Here is a 20,569-nt window from a genome sequence, read left to right on the forward strand (position 1 = left end):
CGCAATTGTCATCGACTCGCTCTACGAAGCACACCCGAATATGGGTGGTGCCGGTCATGACCGGTACCGTTTCCCGGCCGGAACCCGAACGGTGGCGTATGAGTCTGTACGAGGCTTCCTTCCGGGTGAAACACGAGTGCCCCTACCGGGAGATTTCGGAACGGCACCCGGACCTCACCATCCGCGAGTGGTACTTGAGCGACTGCCAGGTCCTCGAGATCACCTCCCCGGAAACCCCGACGGACGACCTGCTCTCCGAGATCGACGGGCTGGGAACGATCCTGCATCGATCGATCGACGAGTCCGGCCTCCACGTCGTCACGCAGTCGTGTCTCTGTTCGCTCGAGGGATCGATCATCGATCGGTTCGAGGAGTACAACTGCCTCTACCAGCCGCCGACGATCCACCGCCAGGGGTGGGAACACTACACGGTGATCGCGTTCGACGAGGCCGACGTTCGGGAACTGATCCGGAACCTGGAGGCCGATCGAAACATCGACGTCCTCTCGAAGACCGCCATCGCGGAACAGGCGATCCCCCACAGCATGCTGGCTCCGGTCGATCGACTCTTCGAGGGGCTGACCGATCGACAGCGAGCGGCGCTCCGACTGGCTCTCGAGAGCGGCTACTACGAACAGCCCCGGAAGACCTCGCTTCGCGACCTGGCCGATCGGACCGCCGTGGCCCGATCGACGTACGAAGAGCACCTCCGGAAGGCCGAGAACAAACTCCTCACGAACGCCGGGGAGTTCTTGCGACTGGTGACTGCGACCGGAACGGGAGATCCGCTGGACGTCGATCGGTCGGGAGCGCCCGAGCAGAGCGCCGACTGAACGCCAGTGGGTCGAACTGCGACCGGACTCGCTGGTCGGCGCGTGAGCGGTCGGACCCGCCGATCGGTTCGTGCGCACTCGTACTCGATGATCGGTGCGTTTTTTTGATCGCTGTCGGTATATACCACGGAGATGGGTGCTGGTGAGCGCCGACGCGACGACGGCCGTCCCCCGACGTGGAAGGTGAGCACATGGTCTCTATAGTCGAGTTGTTCGTACGCGTCGCCGGCGAAGACCCGGTAATCCAGGGTCTCGTCGGTGGGATATTTATCGCGACGTTGAATCTGATCGGCGCGTCGGTGGTGCTGGTCTGGCGGGATCCCTCGGAGCGGGCGCTCGATGGTGCGCTCGGATTCGCGGCCGGCGTGATGCTCGCTGCAGCGTTTACGAGTCTCATCATCCCGGGGATCGAGCAGTACTCCGGCGGCGATCCGATTCCCACGCTCGTCGGCATCGTGCTCGGTGCGCTCTTTCTCGATCGAGCCGACCTGCTCGTCCCGCACGCCCACTATCTCCTGACCGGACGCACGCGGCCGGATCAGGCCGACCCCAGTACGTCGCTCCCCCTCGACAACGAGCGGGTGGTGCCCGTCGTGCTGTTCATCCTGGCCATCACACTCCACAACATGCCCGAGGGGTTGGCAGTCGGTGTCGGCTTTGGGTCCGGAAACGTCGAGAACGCGATCGCGCTCATGCTCGCGATCGGGATCCAGAACGTTCCGGAGGGGCTCGCGGTCTCGGTGGCCGCGATCAACGCCGGACTGGATCGACGCTTCTACGCGATCCTGGCCGGATTGCGATCGGGGATCGTCGAAATCCCGCTCGCCGTCCTCGGCGCCCTGGCAGTGAGTACCGTCGAACCGTTACTGCCGTACGCGATGGGCTTCGCCGCGGGGGCGATGCTCTTCGTGATCTCCGACGAGATCATCCCCGAAACCCACACCCGCGGTCACGAGCGAATCGCCACCCTCGGCGTGATGGCCGGCGTGGTCGTGATGCTCTACCTCGACATCAGTCTGGGATGACGCCCGCCCGCGTACACGCGTACGAAACACCAAGCATAACGGCGCCCGCCGATCGAGATAGCGGGACTCCGTCGATAACGCGATGGACGCGATCGGGTCAGTGAACGGGCTCCGGGCTTCCGGTTCGTGGCTCCTCGGACGCGGTCCAGTCGTCGGCCTCGGAGCGCGCCAGGCCGATGCCGAACCAGGCCGTCCACAGACCCATCACGATCGTGGCTCCGATCCAGACGAGGCCCCCCAGAGCGATCCCGACTCCGAAGACGAGGACCATCCCTGCGAAGGCCGCGATCGCCGCGACGGCACCGATCCACGACGCCCAGGTCGGCGTCGTTCGGGGGCCACTGCGGGCCTCGTTGCCGGCGATCACCGCGATCGCCAGGAGGAAGGCGAGGAACACGGCGCTGTGTGCCTCGGCGAAGGCCGACCACGTTTCGAACGTTGTCGTCTCACCGGCGATAGCGGCGTCGGTGATCACGGTCGCCTCGACCACGGCAGCCGTCGTGACCAGGAGTGCACTCACGATCAGCACGGCCCACGCCGTCGTCACCCACCAGGTCCGAGTGAGCCGTGACCCGGTCGTCAGCACGATCAACCCTCCGATCGCGAACGCGGAGAGACCGATCGCCGTTACCGCGTGTGCCGTCACCCACCGGGTCGGCGCGTCGGCGATGGTCGCCACGAACTCGGCCGGATCGGGAGCGGGCGGTGGGTGGAGGGCGAAGCCGACCACGAGCAGCACGGATCCGATCGCGAGCCAGATACCGCCCGCCCGTATCCTCGCGCTCGTGTTCGGCGTCGATCGGGTGGCTGTGTCTGCAGTTGTTGGCATAGTGTCCTCCGGCGCGTTCATCTCGACGCCCCTCGTCGCCGTCGATGTCTCGGCGAGAACGCTACGTGGCAGTTGGTTGTGGTGCATGTTAACATTTATCACTATATGGCTAGCGGTGTTCGCGTCCGCGGTATTTCGGCGCGAGTCGTCGGAAACAGTGACCTATCTGCGATGGGAACTGAACGCCTGTAACGACTATAGTGAACGCGTAACATGCTACGGTTATCCACCTGCACGGGGTATCTCCAGGATACCGATGACCCTCGCAACCGTTCCGCGATACGACGATCGGCTCTCCAGGGTGGGGAGGCGAGCGGTGGTCGTCGGAGCGGGGATGGCGGGTCTCGTCGCGGCCCGCGTCCTGTCGGACGCGTTCGACACGGTCACGATCGTCGACAAAGACCCGCTCCCCGACGAACCAGTCGCCCGTCGTGGGGTTCCCCAGGGCCGCCAGCCCCATCTGCTCTGGGAGGCCGGGCGGGCGACGCTGGACGACCTCTTTCCGGGCTACAGCGAGGAGTTGCTCGCGGCCGGCGGGGTATCGATCGACGGGCAGCGGGACCTCCGCCAGTACAGTCAGGGCGGCTTCCTCGCCAGCGGGACGACCCCGTTCCGGCTCTACCTGGCGACGCGACCGCTGTACGAACAGGTAGTTCGGCGACGCGTCTCTCGACTCGAGGGCGTTCACGTGCGATCCCGGTGCCGGTGTCTCGGGTACGTCACCGACGACGCGGCGACCGCCGTCCAGGGTGTAACCATCCGAAACCGAGACGGCGAACGCGAGGACCTGGCCGCAGACCTGGTCGTCGACGCCACCGGACACACGAGTCGGACGCCCACCTGGCTGGAACGTCACGGCTACGCGCCGCCGCCCATCGACGAGGTGCGTATCGATCTGGTCTACAGTACCATCGCTATCGAGCGACCCCCCAACGATCGCCGAACGATCGGCGTGCTGGCCGAGGCGCCTCGAACCCGCGGCGGCGCGGCGATGCCGGTCGAGGGCGATCGCTGGCTGGTGAACCTCCATGGCTTGCACGGCGATCGCCCGCCGACGGATCCGGCGGCGTTCACGGCGTTCGCGGCGAGCCTTCCCACGCCCGAACTGACGGCCCTCATCGAGGAGTACCCGTGGCTCTCCGAGGACGTCGACCGGTATCCGTTTCCGGCCAGCCGCCGGTACCGCTACGAGGACCTCGATCGGCTCCCCGAGGGCCTGGTCGTCACCGGCGACGCGATCGCCAGCTACAACCCGATCTACGGCCAGGGGATGTCAGTCGCTATACTCGAGGGGCTGGCGCTTCACCACGCGCTCGCAGAGGGCGGCCGGGAGGATCTCGCGCGGCGTTTTTTCCGCCGTGCCGCGGCGATCGTCGACGTCGCGTGGGCGATGGCGATCGGAGCCGACTTCGGATTCCCGCAGACGCAGGGTCGAAAGCCGCGCGGAACGGCCGTCTTGAACTGGTATCTGAAGCGGCTGTTCCGGACCGCTCAGACGGACGGCACGGTGACCGACGCGTTCGTACGGGTACTCATGATGGAAGAGCCGCCCAGTACGCTGTTGCGGCCGGGCGTGGCGTGGCGCGTCCTCGGTCCGTCCGGCAGCGTCGGGAAGCCGTTACGTGAGCGTATCACGGGTCGAAGCGACGTCGACGAGTAGGACCCCGTCTCGGCTCCCTCGTCGATGACGGATCGACGGATCGATCGATAGCAAGGATCTCATTCACTGGCCGGACGAACGTTTTTCCACGGTATCGTGGAGGTATGAGTATGCGCCTCGTGGAGATCCTGATCCCGAAACGAAAGCGCGACGCCGTCGAGGAGGTGCTGGAGGAGGAGGACATCGACTACACTCTCACCGAAGAGGAGAGTCGCAACGAGCCCTCGGTCGTCGTCACGTTTCCGCTTCCGGCGCCCGCAGTCGAATCCGTTCTCGACGACGTCCGAGAGACGGGGATCGACGAGGATTCCTACACCGTGATCGTCGAGGCGGAAACCGTCATCTCCGAACGGTTCGACGAACTCGAACAGCGATACGCCCGGAATACCGCACGTATCTCTCGCGAGGAGATGCAGGCGCAGGCGAAGGAGCTCACCCCGCGATTCAGCACGTACCTCGTCATGACGATCATGAGCGTGGTCGTCGCGACGGCCGGCCTGCTGCTCGATTCACCGGCGGTCGTCGTCGGGTCGATGGTGATCGCGCCGTTGATCGGACCCGCACTCGGTGCGAGCGTAGGTACGGTCATCAACGATCGCGCACTGTTTCGTCGGGGAATCAGGCTCCAGGCGATCGGACTCGGCGTCGGCGTCCTCACCGCCGCGGCCTTCGCCTTCGTCGTCAGGACGACGGGACTCGTCTCGCCGATGATCGACCTCTTCGCGATCTCGGAGATACAGGGCCGGTTACGGCCCGACGTGCTCTCGCTCGTCATCGCGATCGGTGCCGGCGTGGCCGGTGCGTGGACGCTCACTGCGGGGACGTCGGCCGCCCTCGTCGGCGTCATGATCGCCGCGGCGCTCGTGCCGCCCCTGGGCGTCGTCGGCATCGGTATCGCGTGGGGCCTCCCGAAGGTCACCCTCGCCGCGGGCGTCCTCGTCCTGGTCAACATCCTCACGATCAACGTCACCAGCCTCGGCGTCCTCTGGTACAAGGGGTATCGGCCGGAAAACTGGTTCCAGCAGGACGAAGCCGCCGTCGCCACGAAAAAACGCGCCGTCGTCCTCGCCGTCGCGATCGTCGTCCTCTCGGGATTTCTCGCCGGCGTGTCGTACGACACGTACCGCGCCGGGGCCTACGAGGAGGGCGTCACCGACGACGTCGCTGCCGTCCTCGATTCGCCAGCGTACGCCGACCTCACGCTCGTCGACGTCGCGATCGAATACACCGATCCGGTTCCGCCCCGCCAGCCCGAACGGGTCGTCGTCACGATCGGCCATCCGATCGGGACCGATCCGCCGCCGATCGGCGACGAGCTCCAGTCCCGAGAGAGCGTCCGCGCGGAGTCGGCGATTCACCTGCCGACCGGGCCGCTCGTCGAGTCCAACCGTGCTGAGGTGGTGGTCCACTACACCGAGATAGAGCGGTGATCAGAGTAGCCGGTACCAGCAGTATGGGTTCCTTTGGACCCGAATACCGGTGTTTGCTGGGTCAACGTTTCTGAAACAGTTTCCGGGTCGGGAGGCGTTCACTTGGACAGTGCCGGCGCCAACCTTAGATAGACCTGACTCGTACCAGGGGAGCGATTATAAATCATGAGCAATGACGAGGGACGACGGCTGGTTTCTCGTACTATCGAGGGAGTGGAAACGCTGGTCAGCACCGAATCAGGTGAGATTTTCGTCGATATCCCCGCCGCGAATTCGCGTTATATACGCGTCGAAGAAGGCCAAACGGTTCAGGAAGGGGACATTCGGTCACAGACAGCAGAAGAACTCACATCCGAATCACTCAGGAAATGGACGGTAGAGACCATCGGACCGAAGACTGTCATCGGGACGGATCAGGAAACGGGCGAACGGCGCGAATGGGATCGCGAGTCGCTCGAGCAAAAACTCGCGATCGGGAGCCTCAGCACGGTCCTCGCCGATTTCGAGCGGGTGAACGTAAGCGGAGAGACGAAACCGTCGGATCGGGAGGACCGACGTTCGGACGAGAAAGCCGTAATCGTGACCGTTTACGGAGACGATAGCCGAAAATTCACCCAAACGTACCGCCTCGTCGACGACGATGCCGTCAGCGACGAACGCCGCCTCGAATTGGTGGAATCGGACGACCGTATCGGACGGTTCGAAACTGCTCTTCAAGAGCGGTTCGAACGAGCAGTCGAACTTGCGCTACGAAGCGAAGGCTATGCGATCTGACCGCCGCTTCTTTCCACCTCGAAGTTCTCACAGTCGTTGGGACGTACTATTGCAGTATTGCACCCCTCAGTGGTTGATACGCGCGTTGTCCGAACGTAGCTGTTCGAATCGCGCGTGAAACGAGGGCGCCGACTGCTACGTACCGACGATAGTCGAACACGGTCCTGCCGTTTGCGCTCATTCGGGTCTGCCGACCCGATCCGATGACGACGATCGATCGCCGATCGGATTCGAAACCGGACTGGTCGCGTACTCGTGGCGCTTCCCCTTGAGTCGCATCGTCGTGAGCGCCTTGTGGGTCGCTGGCTCAGCGAACAGGGCTGTTTCGTCTCGATCGACCCGCTCCATCGAAACGACTCTCGACCCGCGGAGCTCCTCGAAGGCCGATCGGCAGTGATCGCGAACGATCGCCCAGCACTCGCGGGCGTCGACCGGTGTGGACTCGACAAGCGCGACGAACAGTTCAGTCAGATGATTCTGGAACAGCGCGTAGAACAGCTTCCAGTGGAGGTCCCGCTCGTCGTCGGCTTCGATATCGGAGTCGGGATAGATCTCTATCGAGAGGCCCCGTTCTGCGAGTCGCTCTTCGTGGACGCGGATCCCACCGAAATCCCGGACGAGGGTCCCGGTCGGCCGACCGTCATCGAAGACCACGTAACTGTTCTGGAGGTGCGATTCGAGCGCGATCCCGTACGCGGAGAGCAGACGGAGCTGGCCGGTGACGACGGCCGAGACGTAGGCGTCGACGAAGGCCCGCGTTGCGTCCGCGAGATCGGTCGCGTCGATCGCGTCCGCGTACCGGTCGACGGCCTCACGAACGAGCGGGTCCCCCGTCGCGGGCGAGTCGGCGACGAGCACGGCCGCTGGGACGACCCGCCCGTCGGTACCGACGAGCCGATGGGATCGGGGGTTCGATCGAACCAGTCCGGACAGGTGTCGCACGTCGTCGTAGGAGTCGCCGTCGACGTGGGGACCGCCGGGCGGATAGTAACAGGCGGCGGCGGGTTCCGAGAGGAAGCCGAGCCCGGAGAACGCCGCCGAATCGGCGATCTCGCGGAGCAGGCGCGTCACCCGCGGGCCGTTGTGGACCGCCTGCGGGGAGACCGTCCGCTCGACGTTCGTCAACTGGACGCCGATCGCGAGTTTGCAGTGGAGCGGGGCGGTGTGAGCACTGTCTTCGGCTCCCGCGTACGGGGTGACCGTGCGGAGATTGAGCAGCGGCGTCGCCGACCGGACGAAATCCGGTATCGGGACGACTGTCCCGTCCGCACGCTGGCTCTCGTACCGGTCGGGGAGCACGTGCTGGAACTGCCACGGGTGGACCGGGATTACCGCGTACTCGCTGGCGTCGGTCGGCACCGTTCGCGAAACCGCGTCGGCGAGTCCGTCGAACGTCGTATAGAGCCGATCGGTCAGCGATCGGTCGTCTATCGACGTCTCCCGCACCCGTTCGGTGTGGACGGCGACGAAGCGAACGTCGATCGAGCCGGTGAACTCGGGTGCATACGCCACTCCTGCAGTCTCGGTCATCCCGCGGCGGATCTTCGCGCTCGGGTGAAGCGGGTGGCCGTCGGTGACGAGGCGTTCGAGTGCGGCGGGAGCGTCGGCGGCGCGGAGCCGCCGGGTCACGTCCTCGGGGTCGGAGCCGGGGCCGAGAACAGTCCCGTCAGAGCCGAACGAACGGCGGTGATCGAATCGGGCCACCCGGGCCAGCGCGAGGTTCGCAGTGCTCTCGGCCAGTTCCCGCTCGATCCGATCGGCCTGCTCGACGTCGCGAAACGCCCCCGATCGCCGCAGGAGCGCCGCGAGGTCGAGCGGGTGGTCGAGGTCGTCGATCCCGGCCACCGTCAGCCGCCGGATCGGCTCGGCGAGCCGTAGCCGACCGTAGCCGTACTTCCCCTCGATTGAGGCGTACACGACCGTGGCAGCTTCCGGAAGGGACAACAGCGCGACCCGATCGCAGCCGTCGGGGACCGGGAGAGAGCCGTCCGTCCAGTTCGCATCGTCGAGCGTCGGCACCATGCGCCGCGCAATCGTCGTGGCGGCGGTCGGCCGGCACGTCTCGGGGTCGGGAAGCGCGTCGGGAGAACCACGCACTAGACCACGGAACAGCCGTCGAATGCCGATCGATCGGGCTGTGGGGAGAACTGACAGGTACGCGGTTTCGGGCGGGTCCGCGAGGTCGTTCGCGTCGGCATACCGCGTCGCAACGGCGAACGCGTCCCGTTCGGCGGCGGTTCGTAACTGCACGTCGACCGGGCCTGTGACGTCCGTCATCCGTCGGTTCCTACGGCAGGCAGGGCCAAGAACCTCGGTGACGGGGGCGGCGATCGGTTCCGCTCAGGGGTGCCACCGGAGTCCACTGTGCTCGACGGTGTATCCTCGATCGCCACACGACGGACAGCCCGTCCCGCCGCGGTCGCGATCGAGCGGGCGATCCGGAATCCGGTGCTCGAATCCGCAGGTCGAACAGACGATCGATGCGGGCACGGGCCGTGGATCGATCGGGATCGGAGTAACGCTGGGGGTGGCAGGGGCAGGGACGGTCCCGGACGAGTCGCCCGCCGACCGTGTCATTCAGCGTCGGGCGACTCGGTGATGACGACGACGGCTTCCCCGTCGATCACCGTCTCGCCCTCGTCGGTCGAGACGGTCGTCTCGAGGCGGTACTGGTCGTTGCCGAGTGCCTCGACGATCCGACAGTCGGCGGTGACTGTGTCGCCGACGGCGACTGGCGCGCGGAACTCGAGGTCCTGGGAGAGGTAGATCGTATTGCCGGGGAACCGGGCCAGCGCGGCGCTGATCGTGCCGGCGACCAGCGTGCCGTGGACGATTCGACCCTGGAACTGGGTCGCGTCGGCGTAGTCCTCGTCCAGGTGGAGGCGGTTCGTGTCGCCGCTCACTCCTGCGAACGCGGAGACGTCGGTCTCGGCGATCGGTTTGCTGAACTGGACGAAATCGCCAACTTCGAGGTCCGACACCGCAGAGACCGATCGGTCCGTCGTCCAGGTCTCGTCGCTGCAGGCGACCGACGGGACCGATACGGACTCCTCCGTGACGGGCGCGTCCGGTTCGTCGTCTTCGGCCCCGGACGTCGCTGGAGAGATCCCCATTGCCGCCAGGACGGCGTTGTTGGCCTCGACGTAGCTGTTTACGACGTGCCGTGAGATGTTCGCCCAGTGCTCGTTGATCGCCGTCGAATCGACGTCGGTGGATTGCGGTGATTGACTACTCATTGGTTTCGTCTGCTGTGGCGGATCGGTCGTCCAGAGAGCGATCGCGTGGCTGCGACACCGACTCCGTACGGGTGCCGTCAAATCGTTCCACGTCATCCTCCTTTTATTCGGCTCCAAAGCAGTTTGGACGTCTCTGCGGACGAAGACGGGGACTCTCGGCTCCGGTTCGACGCTACGCCAGGGCGAGACCCTCGAAGAACGTCGCACTCGCGGCGTTGAACGCCCGTGGCCGGTCCTGGTTGACGAGGTGTGCCGCCTCGTCGATCGTCAGCCAGGTGCCGTCGTCGATGGCCGTCGCGATCTCGCGTCCCTGTCGTTTCACCAGCGGTGCCTCGTGCTCCCCGTGGACGACGAGCGTCGGCGTCTCGACGTGCGGTAGCGCTGGTGGTTCGTACCGGTAGAGCGCATCGAACACCTTCCGGAACTCCGATCGGGAGACGTCGTCGACGCAGTCGATCGCCGCCTCGCGGACCTCGGGGGAGTGGGCCAGCCACGGCTTCCCGGTCGTCGATCGAATCGACCCGAGCATGGAGCGAAACGTCGTCTTCGGGCCGGTCATCGCCAGCGAGGTCGAGAGCATCGGCATCGGTGACAGCCCCGCCTTGAGTCCCGACGGCAGATCGACCGGCGGCATCGACTGCACCGCTCCGGCCATGATCGCACCCGCCGCCCGATCGGGGTGTCGATCGAGGAACTCCTGGACGACCATCGACCCCAGCGAGATGCCACAGAGAATCGGCTCGTCGATCGCGAGGTGGTCGAGCAACGCCTCGAGGTCGTCGGTGAAGAGTTCGATCGAGTACCGGTCCGTCGCGGTCGCGCCAGTTCGTCCGTGGCCGCGGACGTCCAGCGTGACGACCCGATAGTCGTCTGCGAAGTGACTGACCTGGCTCGCCCACGCGTCGCCGTTCATCCAGCCGCCGTGGACGAACACGATCGAGTGACCGTCACCTGCAGTCTCGTACCAGAGGCGTGCGTCGTCGCGCGGGAGTTCTGCCATTACCTCTTCTGGGGGCTGGACGGGTAAAGTACGACGGGTTGCGTACGACGCTGGTGAGAATCGCGGCGGGCAAAATCGGTGCCGAAACGCGTACGAATCGGCCGTATCGGAGCAGTTCCGGCGCCGGAATCAGCGGTCGCGTGCCGCGTCGACTTCGGCGTCGGTGCCGACCTCGTCGGCGCCGACCCAGCGGTCCCAGAACGATTCGAACTCGGCGTCGTCCTCGGTGATGCGGTCCCACTCGGCGAGGCCGCGTTCTTCGCGGGTCCCCGGGATCGTGTTGTCGAGGACGAGCGCCGCGAGACCGCCGACGGCCATCCCGGTCGAGCCGATGATGAAGATCGTGTCGACGACAGCCTGGCCCGCGGCCTCGATCCAGCCGGCGAGCGCGGTTCCGGCGACCGCCTCGACGAGCGGCGCGATCGCCCCCTCGAGACCGACGGCGTCGCGGAACGCGAGCGTGCTCTCGAAGTTGCCCATGTACGCCGGGATCGCCAGTCCGACGAAGAGGGCGAAGCCGATGATGAAGGTGTTCCGGGAGGAGTCGAGGTCGACGTGACGCAGGTTCGAGATCCCGACGGCGACGATCTGGCCGAACATGGCGATGAAGAGGCCGCCGACGATCGGGTCCGGGATCGTCGCGATCAACTGGCCGAAGTAGCCGATGAAGCCGACGAACAGCATGATGACGGCACCGAACTGGACGACGTAGCGCGAGGCGACGCCGGTCAGCCCGATCGCGCCGATGTTCTCGGAGTAGGAAGTCGAGCCGGCGGTCCCCATCACGCCCGAGAAGACGTTCATCAGCCCCTCCATTCCGATGCCGTGGTTGATCCGCTTCTCGCTGGGCGCGCCCGATCCCGAGAGGTTCGCCACGGCGTAGTAGTCACCGATGCTCTCGACGATCGAGGCCAGCACGCCGGCGAACATCCCGACGACGAAGGCGGTCGTCACCTGGGGCATCCCCCACTGGAGCGGGTAGATCGGGAGCAGCGGCCGGGTGTCCGCGACCTGTCCGAAGTCGACGTGGCCCGGATGCGTTCCGCCGATCACGCCCATGGCGGAGACCGCTGCGGCGGCGAGCCAGGCGATGACGAGCGCAAGCACGACCGGATAGAGGCGGAACGCCTTGTGCTTGACGTCGAGGTACTGCGAGAACAGGAGGATCAGGCCGAGCGTGAGGGCCAGCAGGGGCCAGCTCTGGTTCGGCGTCGTGATCTGGGGCGCGTTGAACAGCGCCAGCCCGATCAGCGCGATCGTCGGCGCGATGACGACCGGCGAGAGGAACCGACGGAGCTTTCCGACCAGTCCGAAGTACCCCATCGCGACCTCGACGAGTGCAGCGACGATAATCGCCCCCTGTAGCTGTACCAGTGCGGCCTCCCAGCCTGGTTGGCCAGAAACGCCGCCGGCGGTGACGACGCCGACGATGGCCAGCGCCGGCGCGAGCATCGAGAACGGCGCGCCCTGGACGATCGGGTACCGGTTCCCGAACGTCGTCTGGGCGAGCGTGGCGATCCCGGAGACGACGAAGAACGTCCCGACGAACCGGGCGGTCACTCCCGGCGGCATCTCCATCGCCCTGGCCAGTATCAGCGGTACCGCGATGTTGGCACCGACCATCGTCAGGTAGTGCTGGACTCCGAGGACCATCGATTCCCCCACCGGTGGCCTGTCGTCGATCCCGTACTCGATGTCGTCACCGGCCGCGTCCGTGCCGGCTGCGTCCTCTGTCATGCTCGGTCGTCGGATAACGGCCCAGGCCGCTCATAGGGGTGTTGATCCACCGTCGACGGATCGCTCGCTGGGGAGTAAATTAAACGTCGCGCACAGGAGAACCATTCGATTCGTCGGACGCGGTGACGGTCCGCGGCGGAACGGTCCCGTCGGTGTGGGTCACGAGACGACGTGCCAGACGTAGTCACAGCGATCGCACTCGAACGTCCGCTTCAGGCCGCTGTCGATCGTCTCCCGCGCGGTTTCGACGGCGGTGCTGTGCAAACAGTTCGGACAATCTACGGTACCCACGATACTGCGAACCTGCGGGTGAGGCCCTCATAATCGATCTTCCCACATAGGCAGGTTACCCGAATGTTACCGGGTCGAACGCGGCTCACGATCCGACGCCGCTCGATCGGCCGCGGCCCGAATCGTCTCCGGCGACAGCGCCGACAGCGAGACGAGTTCCCCGCCCGTCTCGCTCGCGACGAGTTCGGAGAGCCCGGCCCGCGAGTCGTCGCCCGCGTCGACGACGATCACGTGCGCGTCGTCCGTCGCGAGGGCGCGTGCCGCCCGGCGGGTCGCCTCGGTCGGACTCCCGTCGGCGACGTTCGCCCGGCCGTCAGTGACGAGGACGACGACCGTGGCGTCGGTGTCGGCGCGCTCGAGGACCCGCCGCGAGGTCTCGAGTCCCGCGGGAAGGGGCGTCCGATCGCCGGCGGGCAGGTCCTTGAGGTGGCGGGCGGCGAGCGTGACGCTGTCGGTCGGCGGCAACAGGACGTCGGCCCCGTCACCGGCGAAAGCGACGAACGCGACCCGATCGCGGTGTTCGTAGCTGTCCCGGAGCAGGTCGAGGACGACGCCCTTGGCGGTCCGCATCGCCGGCCGCATCGAGGCGCTCGCGTCGACGGCGAAGACGATCGTCACCGAGGTGTCGCCGGTTCGAACCGACTGGCGAAGATCTGCGTTCCCGACTCGTGTCTCGCCCCGGGTCGCGGCCGACCGGATCGACGCGGCGGCGTCGATCGATCCCTCGCCCGAAGCGGGTTCGGTGCGGACGCGCGCACCACGGTTGTCCGTGCTCGGCGCCGTACTCGCCCGGGATCCCGTCGCGGTCGCGCCCCCGGTGCCGTCGACGGTCGGCGTCTCGAGGTCCGGTGCCGCCGCCTCTCCGATTCCGGCCCGTTGCTGGCCGGGGACGAGCGGCTGGGCAGTTTCGTCGTCCCCGTCGTCGGGTGACTCGTCCGACTCGGAGTCCTGATCGATCGAGTCGTCCGACCCCCCGTCGCCGGCCTCGGTTGGAGACTGGTTCGCGGAGGCCGGTTGCTCTTCGCGCTCCGGTCGCTGCTCGGGACCGTCGCCGTCACTCTCGTCGCCACCACCGCCGTCGCCCGCGTCGTCGCCGTCGACACCGTCGTCCGATCCCTCGCGACCGCCGCCCTCGTCTCCGTCCTCCGGTTCTGGCTCGCTCTCGTCGTCGTCCGCGTCACCGTCGTCCTCATCACCCTCACTGTCGCCGCCGTCTGGCGACTCCTCGTCGAACCGATCCTCGAGCAGGTCGTTGAGATCCGGTTCGTCCTCGAACGGCGTGCTCCGGAGCCGATGGGGGAGCGTGTACGTCGCGGCCTCGTGGACGTCCGACTCGATGACCGTCTCACGCCCCTCGAGTGCGGCCAGCGTCGTGGCGGTCCGGGCCGTCGCGACGTCGCCGCGGTGGCCGTCGACGCCGGCCTCGAGGCAGAGTTCGGCGATCTCGGCCTTGAACTCGGCGGGGAGATCGACGTTCGCGAGGCGCTCGCGGGCTGCGGCGAGGTCCTCTCGAAGGGTTTCGACCTCGTCGGCGTACGCTGTTGCGGGGTCGGGGTCGCTCTCTGCCTCGAGCGCCCGATCGATGATCTCGACACGATCGTCGATCTCGCGACAGCCCTCGACGGCTGCCTGCAGGGCGAACCGATCGCGAAGCTGGGGCCGGAGGTCGCCCTCCTCCGGGTTCATGGTGCCGATCAGGGTGAACGACGCGGGGTGGGAGACGCTGATGCCGTCGCGTTCGACGGTATTGGTGCCGGACGCGGCGGCGTCTAAGAGCACGTCGACGAGGTGGTCGTCCAGCAGGTTGACCTCGTCGAGGTACAGGATCCCGCGGTGGGCGCGGGCGAGCAGGCCGGGATCGAACTCCGCCTCCCCTGCGAGTGCGTCCGCGACGGAGAGGGTGCCGACGACCCGATCGCGGGTCGCCCCCAGCGGGAGCGTTACGAGCGGGACGGGCCGCGTCTCGACGGCCATCTCGTCGGCGTCGCGTTCGCGGCACTCGTCACACTGCAGGTTCGGCTCGTCCGGCGAACAGCCGTACGGACAGTCGGCGACGACCCGCTGTTCGGGCAGGAGATCGACCAGCGCCCGCACGGCCGTCGACTTCGCGGTTCCTTTCTCGCCGACGATCAGGGCTCCGTCGAGGTCGGCGTTGATCGCGACGGCCAGCAACACCCGCTTCAGCTCCGCCTGTCCGACGATCGCCGGAAAGGGGAGTGACGATAGCTTTTTGCCCCCGGCGTTTGCAACCATACTTGCGTTAATACAATAGAGGTTTAAAAACTCGATGACACGGATCGGGATCTACACCGCGACGGCAAACGAACTCGGCTCGATCGGGCGGGCGGCCGAGCGTCTCGAGGACGTCGACCTGGTCGTTCGCTCGGAGAGCGACCTCGACGACGAGGCCGCGATCGAGGAGTTCGTGGACGAATTGACCGACGCCACGGCAGTGATTTGCTGGCTGCACGGGGCCGAAGACAGCATGCCCGGCTACGACTACGCGACGGGCGCGCTCGTCGACGCGGGCGTCCCGCTGATCGTCAAGTCGACGGGCGACGCCTTCGCCGTCGAGGACACGACGGTTTCCGCGGCCCACCGCGATCGAGTCTACGACTACCTCGAGAGAGGCGGGACGATCAACGTCGCGAACCTGTGTCGGTTCCTCGTGGCCGAGTACGCGGGGCGGAACCTCGCATACGACGATCCCACGGACCTGCCGACGGAGGGGGTCTACCACCCCGATCATCCGGGGATCGAGTACGAGGATCTGCTCGCGACCCACGACCCCGGGAAGCCGACCGTGGCGATCTGGTTCTACGAGTCCCACTGGACCCACGAGAACACCCGCTACGTCGATGCCCAGGTCCGGGCGCTGGAGGAACAGGGCGCGAACGCACTGCCGATCTTCTGTAATCCCGCAACCGATACCGACGAACAGGAAGACGCCGAGTGGGTCACCGACAACTGGCTCGTAGACGACGCGGGCGAGCCGATCGTCGACGCCGTCCTCTCCTCGTTCATGTTCTCGCTCTCGATGGACGAGCGCGGCCGGAGCGCAAGCGGGGAGGGCGACTCCGCGGAGGACGTCTTCCTCGATCGACTCGGCGTGCCGGTCCTCCAGACGGTGACGACGATGCGATCGCGATCGCGCTACGAAGCCAGCGACACGGGCGTGATGGGGTTCGAACTCGCCCTCTCGGTCGCCCTGCCGGAGTTCGACGGCAACGTGATCACCCACCCGATCTCGGGGAAAGAACGCACCGACGACGAGGCCGGCATCGGCAGCGCGCCGAAACACCACTTCTCGATCGAGGATCGGATCGACCACGCGACCCGTCTCGCGGTCAACTGGGCGACACTGCGCCACACGCCCAACGAGGACAAGCGGGTCGCCGTCGTCCTGCACAACTACCCGCCGAGCGACGACGGGATCGGGACCGCGTTCGGCCTCGACAGTCCGGAATCGACCGTAAATCTGCTCGCGGAACTCGAGGCCCGAAACTACGATCTCGGCGGTGCGATGCCGGACAGCGGCCAGTCCCTCGTCGAAACGCTCACCTCGCAACTGACCCTCGACGATCGCTGGGTCGCCCCCGAGGACGTCCGCGACCGATCGGTCGACGTCGTCTCGCCCGACACCTACGCGGCGTGGTTCGACGAAGCCGACGATCGATTCAAAGAGAACGTGATCGAGGAGTGGGGCGAGGTTCCGGATCGGCCCTTCGCGATCCCAGGCGTCGAGTTCGGCAACGTCCTCGTCACCGTCCAGCCCCCGCGCGGGTTCGGGATGGATCCCTCGAAAGTCTATCACGACTCCGATCTCCAGCCGCCACACGACTACTACGCCTTCTACGGCTGGCTCCGAAACGAGTTCGAAGCCGACGCCGTCGTCCACCTGGGGACCCACGGGAGCCTCGAGTGGCTCCCCGGCAAGACCGTCGGGCTGAACGGCGCGAGCGCGCCCGACCAGCTGGTCGACGACCTCCCGAACGTCTACCCCTACATCGTCAACAACCCCGGCGAGGGAACCCAGGCCAAGCGCCGATCGTACGCCGCGATCGTGGACTACCTCACGCCCGTCATGCGATCGGCGGGCACGTACGACGAACTCGCGGACCTCGAGGACCTCGCGAACCAGTACCGGGAGGCCGGGATGGAGGACGCCCGCGCCGACGACGGTAAGCACCTCGAGACCCTGATTCGGGAGGCCGTCGAGGATCTCGACCTTGCGGTCGAACTCGGGATCGCGGGCACGATCGACGAGAAAGCCGACGTCCGTGGGCCGGACGAAGCCGGCTCCACGCTGGCCGAAGGTGCAGTCGATGGGGACGAGGTCGGGATTGACGACCTCGTCGAGCGGATCCACGACTACCTCACCGACGTCAAGACGACCCAGATCCGGCTGGGACTGCATACGATGTCCGAGCCGCCTGCCGGCGATCGGCTCGTCGAGTACCTCGTCGCGCTCACCCGACTCGAGAACCCCGGCGCGCCGAGCCTGCGCGAGAGCGTGGCCGGCGCACTCGGCGTCGACTACGAGCGGATGCTCGACGCGCCAGGTGAGTACGACGCGGCCCTGGGAATGACTTACGCCGAGGCCGCGGACGTGGTCCACGAGACCAGTATGGACCTCGTGGAGACGCTGGCCGAACACGGCTTCGACGTCCCCGAATCAGAACGTGAAGCGGGACCCGACGACGAGGTGAACATGAACCTGCTCGTCGTCGACCTCGAGACGATCGGCGACGCCAGGGCCAGGTCGGGCGCTCACGACGATCTTCGGGAGGTCCTCGCGTACATCTGTGAGGAGGCCCAGCCCCGCGTCCAGGGAGCCGAAGAGGAGATCCCCAGAACCGCGGACGCCCTCTCGGGCGAGTACGTGCCGCCGGGCGGGTCCGGTGCACCGACCCGTGGCGGCGTCGACCTCCTGCCGACCGCGCGGAACTTCTACACGCTCGACCCGCGCAAGGTACCGGCGAAGGCCGCCTGGCAGGTCGGCAGCGAGGTCGCGGAGGGGGTACTCGATCGCCACCTGTCCGAGCACGACGAGTACCCCGAAGAGATCGGCGTCGTCGCGTGGGGGACCCCGACCGTCCGCACCCGCGGCGAGACGATCGCCCAGGTGCTCGCGACGATGGGCGTCGAACCGCAGTGGACCGACGCCGGGCGGATCGACGACGTCGAACCGATCCCGATCGAGGAACTCGGCCGACCACGAGTCGACGTGACGACCCGCGTCTCCGGGCTCTTTCGGGACGCGTTCCCGGCCGCGGCGGGCGTCATCCACGACGCGGTCGACACCGTGGTCGACCTCGACGAACCCCACGACGTGAACTACGTCAAGAAGCACGTCGAGGAAGTAACGGAGGAACTGCAGGACGAGGCGGGACTCGACGAATTCGACGCCCGCGATGCCGCGAAACACCGCGTCTTCACGACGAAACCCGGCGGGTACGGCGCCGGGACTAACAAGGCCGTCGACGAGGGGAACTGGGACGATCGCTCCGACCTCGCGTCGGTCTACGTCCAGTGGGGCGGCTACGCGATGGGCTCCAGAGGGCGAGTTTCGGAGGCCCACGACGCCTTCGAGCGCCGCCTCTCGAGCGTCGACGCGACGGTCAAGATCGAGGACACGATGGAACAGGACGAGTTCGACTCCTCGGACTGGTACGCCTTCCACGGCGGGTTCATCTCCGCCGTCTCCGAAATCTCGGGCGCGGAACCCGCCTCCTACGTCGGCGACTCCTCGGACCCGGACAACGTCGACGTCTACACGAACGAGGAGAAGGTCCGCAAGGCGATGCGATCGCGCGTTCTCAACCCCGACTGGCTCGAGTCGATGGAAGAACACGGCTACAAGGGTGCCGGCGACCTGTCGACGACGGTCGACGTGACGCTCGGGTGGGACGCGACGACCGGCGTCGTGAGCGACACCCTCTGGGAGGAGGTCGCGGAGAAGTTCGCCTTCGACGAGGACCGCCAGGACTGGATGCGCGAGGTCAACCCGTGGGCGCTCGAGTCCATCACGGACACCCTGCTCGAGGCGATCGAGCGCGACCTGTGGGGGGCCGACGACGAGACCGTCGACCGGTTGCGGGACCTGAACCTCGAGGTCGAGGGCGATCTGGAGGCGCGGACGACCAACGAGGCTGTCGGCGCGGAGGTGACGACCGATGACTGACGGCGGCCAGGGGTTCGACAGCGAGTACGCCGACCTCGGCGCGACGACGCAGAACGCGATGGACATCGCCGAGACGAGCATGGACATCGTTAGGCAGTTCGTCCCCGACGAGACGCTCGCGGATCGGATCCGCCAGAAGTCGGTCCACTCGATGGGCGACATCGAGTTCCAGCACCTGCTCCGTTTTACGGGCGCGGACGACCGCGGCGACGACGATGACGCCCCCGTCCGTGCCGGCGCGCGGGCCGTCCTCGACGAGGCGGCTGTCATCACCGACATCACGATGGTGAAAGCCGGCGTCACGGGACGAGGCCATACCTGCGACGTGTCGAAGGCGATCGGCCACGGAACGGAACTCGCCGCGGAGACCGGAATGACCCGGACCGCCGCGGCGATGCTCGAACTCGATCGCGAGGACGCCTTCGAGGGAGCGATCGTGACGATCGGGAACGCGCCGACGGCGGCGCTGGCGCTGGCGGACTGCATCGAACAGGGCACGAGACCGGCGGTCGTCGTCGCGAACCCGGTCGGCTTCGTCAAGGCCGAGGAGAGCCGCGAGCGGATTCGCGAGGTCAGCGAGGCCTGCGGCGTACCGGCGATCACGCACGTCGGCCGCCGCGGCGGGAGCGGTCTCGCCGCCGCGTTGACGAACGAACTGATCCACGTCGCGAAAGATCACCGTGCCGGCGAACTCGAGGCCGACCTCGTGTTCGACGTCGATGGCCACGCGCTCGAGGGCGGCGGGGCAGAGGAATGAGCGACGACTACGACCTCGACAGCGGGCCGGATCCGGCGACGTTCGCGGCCGTCGATCCGGAACCCGCGATCGACGCCGATGCCGACGATCCCGTCTTCGTCGTCGGCGTCGGTCCTGGGAATCCGGCGTTTCTCACCCCTCGCGGCGAGCGGGCGATCCGCGAGGCGGACGTCGTCGTCGGCTTCACCACCGTCGTCGAGTTCGTCGAAGACGAGACGGACGCCGATCTGCTCACCTGCGGGTACAAAGACGAGGCCGACGCACTCCAGGAGTTCGGCGACCGTGTCGCCGCTGGCGAGTCGGGGACCGCGGTCGCGATGGGCGATCCCAACCACTCGGGCTACCAGTTCGTCGGGAAGGTCCAGGACGCAGTCGAACGTGAGAATCCCGAGATTCCCGTTCGCGTCGTCCCCGGCATCTCCTCGCTCCAGGTGGCTGCCAGTCGCGCCCGGACGCCGATGGAGGACACCGAGTTCGTCACGCTCCACAAGAGCGGCGATCTGGAGGCCGACATGGACAGGCTCGCGGGGGCGGTCGACGATCGCCACCTGCTCGTCCTCCCGCGGCCGTACGATCGGATGCCGGGCGACGTTGCGGCGTTCCTGCTCGACCACGGCGCGGACCCCGGTCTCGAGGCGCTGGTGCTCGAGAAGCTGACCCACGACGACGAGGAGATCCACCGGTTCACGCTGGCTGAACTGGCCGCACACGCCGGCGGAGACGGGCCGGAGGAGACGCCGTTTTCCGATCTGGTCGTGCTCGCGGTTCGACAGCCGGTCGCACCGTAGCGCGTCAACGATCGGGGACCAGTCG

The 20,569-nt window shown here is 66.8% G+C and carries 16 protein-coding genes; 8 read left to right on the forward strand and 8 right to left on the reverse strand.

All coding sequences use genetic code 11. The features are described from left to right. Positions 1-98 precede the first annotated feature (98 nt). Together MUN73_RS00300 and MUN73_RS00305 are read left to right on the forward strand one after the other, a co-directional pair. On the forward strand, positions 99-833 hold the full coding sequence (locus tag MUN73_RS00300; RefSeq protein ID WP_250138455.1) for a helix-turn-helix domain-containing protein: 735 nt from the start codon (positions 99-101) through the stop codon (positions 831-833). A 191-nt stretch (positions 834-1,024) separates the two neighbouring features. Continuing rightward, positions 1,025-1,858, forward strand: a complete 834-nt coding sequence (locus tag MUN73_RS00305) for a ZIP family metal transporter (protein WP_250138456.1) — start codon at positions 1,025-1,027, stop codon at positions 1,856-1,858. 97 nt (positions 1,859-1,955) lie between these two features. Here the strand turns inward: MUN73_RS00305 and MUN73_RS00310 are convergent, their stop codons facing one another. Beyond that, on the reverse strand, positions 1,956-2,687 hold the full coding sequence (locus MUN73_RS00310) for a hypothetical protein (protein ID WP_250138457.1): 732 nt from the start codon (positions 2,685-2,687) through the stop codon (positions 1,956-1,958). 256 nt (positions 2,688-2,943) lie between these two features. Between MUN73_RS00310 and MUN73_RS00315 the strand changes: the two genes are divergently transcribed. The 3 genes from MUN73_RS00315 (at position 2,944) to MUN73_RS00325 (ending at position 6,551) form a co-directional block, all read left to right on the forward strand. Then, complete coding sequence (locus MUN73_RS00315) at positions 2,944-4,347, forward strand: FAD-dependent oxidoreductase (protein WP_250138458.1); 1,404 nt, start codon at positions 2,944-2,946, stop codon at positions 4,345-4,347. A gap of 110 nt (positions 4,348-4,457) precedes the next feature. Continuing rightward, on the forward strand, positions 4,458-5,777 hold the full coding sequence (locus MUN73_RS00320) for a TIGR00341 family protein (RefSeq protein ID WP_250138459.1): 1,320 nt from the start codon (positions 4,458-4,460) through the stop codon (positions 5,775-5,777). A 165-nt stretch (positions 5,778-5,942) separates the two neighbouring features. Then, positions 5,943-6,551: a hypothetical protein gene (locus MUN73_RS00325; RefSeq protein WP_250138460.1), complete on the forward strand. Its 609-nt coding sequence runs from the start codon at positions 5,943-5,945 to the stop codon at positions 6,549-6,551. A 177-nt stretch (positions 6,552-6,728) separates the two neighbouring features. On the opposite strand, the gene MUN73_RS00330 is transcribed toward MUN73_RS00325, so the two are convergent. The 7 genes from MUN73_RS00330 to MUN73_RS00355 all read right to left on the reverse strand — a co-directional run bounded on the left by MUN73_RS00330 (position 6,729) and on the right by MUN73_RS00355 (position 15,068). Then, the gene (locus MUN73_RS00330; RefSeq protein WP_250138461.1) at positions 6,729-8,828 is read right to left on the reverse strand and encodes an IucA/IucC family protein; all 2,100 of its coding nucleotides are present in this window, start codon (positions 8,826-8,828) and stop codon (positions 6,729-6,731) included. 63 nt (positions 8,829-8,891) lie between these two features. Further along, positions 8,892-9,041 carry a hypothetical protein gene (locus MUN73_RS00335; RefSeq protein WP_250138462.1) on the reverse strand — a complete coding sequence of 50 codons (150 nt, stop codon included), beginning with the start codon at positions 9,039-9,041 and terminating at the stop codon, positions 8,892-8,894. An 83-nt stretch (positions 9,042-9,124) separates the two neighbouring features. Further along, positions 9,125-9,787, reverse strand: coding sequence for a MaoC family dehydratase (locus tag MUN73_RS00340; RefSeq protein ID WP_250138463.1), 663 nt, complete (start codon positions 9,785-9,787; stop codon positions 9,125-9,127). 172 nt (positions 9,788-9,959) lie between these two features. Next, positions 9,960-10,787 carry an alpha/beta fold hydrolase gene (locus MUN73_RS00345; protein ID WP_250138464.1) on the reverse strand — a complete coding sequence of 276 codons (828 nt, stop codon included), beginning with the start codon at positions 10,785-10,787 and terminating at the stop codon, positions 9,960-9,962. Positions 10,788-10,916: 129 nt separating this feature from the next. Next, on the reverse strand, positions 10,917-12,524 hold the full coding sequence (locus MUN73_RS00350; RefSeq protein WP_250138465.1) for a uracil-xanthine permease family protein: 1,608 nt from the start codon (positions 12,522-12,524) through the stop codon (positions 10,917-10,919). A gap of 159 nt (positions 12,525-12,683) precedes the next feature. Then, on the reverse strand, positions 12,684-12,815 hold the full coding sequence (locus MUN73_RS22520; RefSeq protein WP_265339084.1) for a hypothetical protein: 132 nt from the start codon (positions 12,813-12,815) through the stop codon (positions 12,684-12,686). A gap of 66 nt (positions 12,816-12,881) precedes the next feature. Next, a complete protein-coding gene (locus MUN73_RS00355; protein WP_250138466.1) occupies positions 12,882-15,068 on the reverse strand; it encodes an ATP-binding protein in 2,187 nt (728 codons plus the stop codon). A 34-nt stretch (positions 15,069-15,102) separates the two neighbouring features. Here MUN73_RS00355 and cobN point away from each other — a divergent pair, with 34 nt between their 5' ends. Genes cobN through MUN73_RS00370 form a run of 3 tightly spaced genes read left to right on the forward strand, consistent with a single transcriptional unit; the run spans position 15,103 to position 20,544 of the window. Further along, the gene (gene cobN, locus MUN73_RS00360; protein ID WP_250138467.1) at positions 15,103-18,999 is read left to right on the forward strand and encodes a cobaltochelatase subunit CobN; all 3,897 of its coding nucleotides are present in this window, start codon (positions 15,103-15,105) and stop codon (positions 18,997-18,999) included. Beyond that, positions 18,992-19,756 (forward strand): precorrin-8X methylmutase, encoded by a 765-nt coding sequence (locus MUN73_RS00365; RefSeq protein ID WP_250138468.1) that lies wholly within the window; start codon positions 18,992-18,994, stop codon positions 19,754-19,756. The genes cobN and MUN73_RS00365 overlap by 8 nt, the downstream gene beginning before the upstream one ends. Beyond that, positions 19,753-20,544, forward strand: a complete 792-nt coding sequence (locus tag MUN73_RS00370; RefSeq protein WP_250138469.1) for a cobalt-precorrin-7 (C(5))-methyltransferase — start codon at positions 19,753-19,755, stop codon at positions 20,542-20,544. The genes MUN73_RS00365 and MUN73_RS00370 overlap by 4 nt, the downstream gene beginning before the upstream one ends. Positions 20,545-20,569: the final 25 nt, after the last annotated feature.

It is taken from the genome of Halosolutus amylolyticus (assembly GCF_023566055.1).
Lineage (GTDB): Archaea > Halobacteriota > Halobacteria > Halobacteriales > Natrialbaceae > Halosolutus > Halosolutus amylolyticus.

What these genes read in the sequence shown, in the direction of transcription:
- MUN73_RS00350 (WP_250138465.1), bottom strand. Translation starts at nt 12,524, where the DNA reads ATGACAGAGGACGCAGCCGGCACGGACGCGGCCGGTGACGACATCGAG.
- MUN73_RS00330 (WP_250138461.1), bottom strand. Translation starts at nt 8,828, where the DNA reads ATGACGGACGTCACAGGCCCGGTCGACGTGCAGTTACGAACCGCCGCC.
- MUN73_RS00325 (WP_250138460.1), top strand. Translation starts at nt 5,943, where the DNA reads ATGAGCAATGACGAGGGACGACGGCTGGTTTCTCGTACTATCGAGGGA.
- MUN73_RS00310 (WP_250138457.1), bottom strand. Translation starts at nt 2,687, where the DNA reads ATGCCAACAACTGCAGACACAGCCACCCGATCGACGCCGAACACGAGC.
- MUN73_RS00320 (WP_250138459.1), top strand. Translation starts at nt 4,458, where the DNA reads ATGCGCCTCGTGGAGATCCTGATCCCGAAACGAAAGCGCGACGCCGTC.
- MUN73_RS00305 (WP_250138456.1), top strand. Translation starts at nt 1,025, where the DNA reads ATGGTCTCTATAGTCGAGTTGTTCGTACGCGTCGCCGGCGAAGACCCG.
- MUN73_RS00355 (WP_250138466.1), bottom strand. Translation starts at nt 15,068, where the DNA reads ATGGTTGCAAACGCCGGGGGCAAAAAGCTATCGTCACTCCCCTTTCCG.
- MUN73_RS00345 (WP_250138464.1), bottom strand. Translation starts at nt 10,787, where the DNA reads ATGGCAGAACTCCCGCGCGACGACGCACGCCTCTGGTACGAGACTGCA.
- cobN (WP_250138467.1), top strand. Translation starts at nt 15,103, where the DNA reads ATGACACGGATCGGGATCTACACCGCGACGGCAAACGAACTCGGCTCG.
- MUN73_RS00300 (WP_250138455.1), top strand. Translation starts at nt 99, where the DNA reads ATGAGTCTGTACGAGGCTTCCTTCCGGGTGAAACACGAGTGCCCCTAC.
- MUN73_RS00370 (WP_250138469.1), top strand. Translation starts at nt 19,753, where the DNA reads ATGAGCGACGACTACGACCTCGACAGCGGGCCGGATCCGGCGACGTTC.
- MUN73_RS00340 (WP_250138463.1), bottom strand. Translation starts at nt 9,787, where the DNA reads ATGAGTAGTCAATCACCGCAATCCACCGACGTCGATTCGACGGCGATC.
- MUN73_RS00315 (WP_250138458.1), top strand. Translation starts at nt 2,944, where the DNA reads ATGACCCTCGCAACCGTTCCGCGATACGACGATCGGCTCTCCAGGGTG.
- MUN73_RS00365 (WP_250138468.1), top strand. Translation starts at nt 18,992, where the DNA reads ATGACTGACGGCGGCCAGGGGTTCGACAGCGAGTACGCCGACCTCGGC.